The following is a 2395-nucleotide window of genomic DNA, read 5'->3' as shown; positions in this document are numbered from 1 at the left end:
CAGCGCCTTGGCACTGCGCCGCTGTTGCTTGGGCCGCAGCGAATCGGCTTTTAGCGCCTGCTCTAGCGTGGCGTGAAAAGGGCTGAGTTTGTTAAAGATCGCGCGGCGTTGGTACACCGGCTGCTTGGCCTCAGGTGCTCTGACCCACTTGCGAATCGTGTTGCGCGCCAGCCCGGTGCGCTTGGCTATCTCATGCAGCGACAGCTTGTCGCGGAAATACATCCGCCGAATTTTGCCCATCATTTCCATACTGATCACCCTGTGTTCTCCTGCTCAAAAATTGAGCAGAAGCAGTTGAACACCTGGGTCAGTTTTCAGTCGGCAGAACAGCCTCTACTGGGTCAGTTTTCGGTCAGCGGCAACACCGCTGGGCAGTTTTGTATTCCGCACCACCGGCTTCAACAGCATTCGCACCCTGGCGGCACGCCTGCAGTACTACCAGGCCATCTCGGGCAATCGACTGGCCTGCCTGCCACTGGAACTGCGCCTGCGTGGCAAGTCGACTCGACAGAGTCATGGCACGCCGATCTTCTATGCCGACATCACCGTGCGCAGCGGCATGAGCATGGAGGAAGCTTTGCTCGCCGCCAAACAGCTGGAGGAAGCACGTCAAGCTGCAGGTTTTGATCAAGCGGCACTGGACACTGCCGCCCGACAAGGACTCAGCAATGGAGCTTTCGAGGACAACGAGGAGGACGGCACCATTGCCGAGGAGTTCTTCCCCATTGAGGCCACCGAACGCCCTGTACCTGAGACTCACGCGGCAGCCCGCCCATCCCTCTTGCAGCAGCTTGAGGCACGGGTAATCCAGCCATGACTCTGCTGCGCTGCTTGGCCTGCCTGTTCATCTTCATTGGCGTTCTGGCAGGCACCAGCGCAGTCGTGCTGGTCATCGTTCTGCTACTGCGCTTTCCCCTGCTGCTGCTCACCCTGGTCTTCGCCTGCGGCGTATTCACCCTCGTGCTCAGACACCTTTCCACTCACTCACCATAGAGGTAGGAGCCCTCGGGCTCCTCCTTACAGGAGCCTCACATGCCCACGCACTGCTTGATCTGCAATTCCACGGCGGTCATGTCCAAGGACGCAGCCAAAGCCATCGCTCTGCTTATCGGTACGCTGGATGGGTTTCTACGCGGCGCGCGTCAAGCTCGTGCCCAGACACCACGTATCACTAGCGAACCCGACAGCCCGCTGGAGCAAGCCCTTAACCTCATGATTGACGGCCTATCTGGCGCGGTATCTGGGTGGGCCGACAGCACGGAGTTCATCAAGGATGTCCAGAAGTATCACTTCATGAACTACGGCTATCTCTGCTTACGCTGCGGAGCCCAGTTCGACGAGCCAGACAGCCCCTGAGCTAGCCCTCTCCACGCGGTTATGCCTTGCCTAGGCGCTCGGTCAAGCGCTCCACCAGCTCCATAACCAAGTGCCGGTCGGCATGATCCAAAGGCATCAGCAAACTACTGATACGGGCGGCCTGGTCGTCTGGACGCGAGCTGCTCTCGGTCAGCAGCTCGGCGGCCTCACAGTCAAAGATCACCGCCAGCTCAAACAGCCGCGCAATGTTGGGGATCACGATGCCTCGCTCGATGCGTGACACCGCTTCATTACCCACGCCCAGACGCTCGGCAACATCTTCCTGTGTCAAACGAGCGCGGGTGCGTTGCCTGGCAATGGCACGCCCCACTAACCCTGCCAAACGCTTCTGCTCGGTATCCAAGATGCGACCCTCCCATTCATCCTGAATGGTTGGGCACCACCTCATTGACATGAAGAACATCACAAGTTGAGAATCGACCGTAAAGGTTGAATGTCGACTTTTCTTGAACCCCACCACAGCGAAATAGGCCAAGGAGCCGGCAAACCACAGCCTCCCACCCTCAAGTTTCTTGCGTCACTCACTCAACAATCAGACTGCCGTATGGCAAGCCCGAGCTCCATCCACGCGCCTCAATATCAGCCCATCAGGACACTCAAATGGAATCGCAAAACGAAAACAACCGTAAGCGCTCCACAAACCCCATCTTCAAATGATCCGCAGGCCAGTCAATGCTGTGCTCCGATTTCTTTCTGGAGCCAGCCACCATGATGCGCCCCGACGCTAAAGTTGAAAAAGTCTACCTCTACCCCAAGCCGGTGGATTTCCGCAAATCCATTGACGGCCTGGCCGCTCTGGTCGAGCTGGATATCAAGGTGGCGGTCTTCGACCCCGTGCTGTTCGTCTTCCTCAATCGCGCGCGCAATCGCGTGAAGATTTTGTATTGGGAGCGCAACGGCTTCTGCCTGTGGCTCAAGCGCTTGGAGGCTGAGCGCTTCAAGTCGCATCCGCAGCCTGGCGACGATGCGATCGTGCTGACGGCCCAGGAGCTGAACTGGTTGCTGGACGGTATCGACC

Annotated in this window: 4 protein-coding genes and 2 pseudogenes; 4 read left to right on the top strand and 2 right to left on the bottom strand. The window is 58.3% G+C overall.

The genetic code is table 11. The annotated features are described in order from the left end of the window. Window positions 1–240: pseudogene (locus DBO86_RS01490) on the bottom strand (IS21 family transposase); the annotation flags it as partial. Between the two features lie 124 nt (window positions 241–364). Between DBO86_RS01490 and DBO86_RS01480 the strand changes: the two are divergent. From DBO86_RS01480 to DBO86_RS01470, 3 genes and pseudogenes are all read left to right on the top strand, one after another. Beyond that, window positions 365–817: pseudogene (locus DBO86_RS01480) on the top strand (recombination directionality factor); the annotation flags it as partial. Further along, the gene (locus DBO86_RS01475) at window positions 814–993 is read left to right on the top strand and encodes a hypothetical protein (RefSeq protein ID WP_108232806.1); all 180 of its coding nucleotides are present in this window, start codon (window positions 814–816) and stop codon (window positions 991–993) included. The pseudogene DBO86_RS01480 and the gene DBO86_RS01475, both read left to right, overlap by 4 nt. 39 nt (window positions 994–1032) lie before the next feature. Next, entirely contained in the window at window positions 1033–1356 is a 324-nt protein-coding gene (locus tag DBO86_RS01470) for a hypothetical protein (protein ID WP_108232805.1), read from the top strand. A gap of 19 nt (window positions 1357–1375) precedes the next feature. Here DBO86_RS01470 and DBO86_RS01465 read toward each other — a convergent pair whose 3' ends face one another. After that, entirely contained in the window at window positions 1376–1723 is a 348-nt protein-coding gene (locus tag DBO86_RS01465) for a helix-turn-helix domain-containing protein (RefSeq protein ID WP_108232808.1), read from the bottom strand. A gap of 362 nt (window positions 1724–2085) precedes the next feature. Here DBO86_RS01465 and tnpB point away from each other — a divergent pair. Beyond that, window positions 2086–2395: IS66 family insertion sequence element accessory protein TnpB (gene tnpB / locus DBO86_RS01460; protein ID WP_146173172.1), on the top strand; the 310-nt coding region annotated here is incomplete at its 3' end.

Source organism: Ectopseudomonas oleovorans (assembly GCF_003052605.1).
Taxonomy (GTDB): Bacteria; Pseudomonadota; Gammaproteobacteria; order Pseudomonadales; family Pseudomonadaceae; genus Aquipseudomonas; species Aquipseudomonas oleovorans_A.
This window is presented reverse-complemented; position numbering and strand designations above follow the sequence as displayed.

Bases quoted from the DNA above. Each gene is read 5' to 3' on its own strand.
- DBO86_RS01475 (WP_108232806.1), top strand. From the start codon at position 814: ATGACTCTGCTGCGCTGCTTGGCCTGCCTGTTCATCTTCATTGGCGTT.
- DBO86_RS01470 (WP_108232805.1), top strand. From the start codon at position 1,033: ATGCCCACGCACTGCTTGATCTGCAATTCCACGGCGGTCATGTCCAAG.